Here is a 1,016-nt window from a genome sequence, read left to right on the forward strand (position 1 = left end):
AAAAACCCAGGAACGAGTCCTGGGCTGGAATCCACCTATGTTTAAGTGGAGGAGACACTGGGAGGCATATCGATCTCTTATATAAGACTGACAGCCAATATGGTTATTCTACACAAGAAATATGGTGCAACGCAAGAATATTGACCAAAATCAATTTTTTGATGTTTTTTAGCAATATCAACCCCAAAACAAAGCTCTGACATTATTGGTAAACTATTGATAATATTGATTAATTTTCTAATTTAGAGGCCACTAACATGGAATGTCGAGTATCTTGGTTGGGTATTGGCGGAATGGCGTTTTCAGCAGAAACCGGAAGCGGCCATCAGGTCACCATGGATGGGCCGCCAGAGGCTGGTGGTAAAAATAGTGCCCCAAGGCCTATGGAGCTTATTTTGGCTGGAACTGGTGGTTGCTCCGCCTTTGATGTAGTTTTAATCCTTCAAAAGGCACGCCAAGAGATCAGTGCCTGCGATGTCAAGCTAACTGCTGAGAGAGCTGAGACTGAGCCTAAGGTATTTACCAAAATTAACCTGCATTTCACGGTTAAAGGTAAAAATCTCGATTTCAATTCAAAAGATGTGTTTCATGTCAAAAATCCGCATGAGGCAATGCTTCCAAAACTGCATATGAGTTCGAGCTTTATTTTTGCAAAAGAGGATAGTTTTTTCGTGTACCCCAATAATTACAACCATTTTGTTAATTACTTTAACGAAACATTCCAGCATGGTGGCATTTCGATGGAAGAAATGATTGTTCCATACGTAACCTACAGTCCTAAATAATCCACAATAAAATTTTTATCGCTTTATAATTCGATCTAATGAACATCCGGGTCAATAACGAAGGGGAATTGCATGAGGCAGCATCTGAACTGCTAAAGATTGCAGAAAAGAAAAAAGTCTTTCTGTTTGAGGGCGAAATGGGTGCAGGGAAAACAACTCTGATCAAAGCACTATGCTTTGTCCTTGGCATGAAAGAAACGGCAAGCAGCCCTACCTATTCAATAGTAAATG

Annotated in this window: 1 protein-coding gene and 1 pseudogene; both read left to right on the forward strand. The window is 40.3% G+C overall.

Annotated elements, in window-relative coordinates; all coding sequences use genetic code 11:
- Window positions 1-257 precede the first annotated feature (257 nt).
- Window positions 258-563, forward strand: a pseudogene (locus B7X71_RS17770) (OsmC family protein); the annotation flags it as partial.
- A gap of 260 nt (window positions 564-823) precedes the next feature.
- The coding region (locus B7X71_RS17965) for a tRNA (adenosine(37)-N6)-threonylcarbamoyltransferase complex ATPase subunit type 1 TsaE (RefSeq protein WP_363927332.1) at window positions 824-1,016 on the forward strand (193 nt) is incomplete at its 3' end.

The organism is Polynucleobacter sp. 39-46-10 (genome assembly GCF_002282275.1).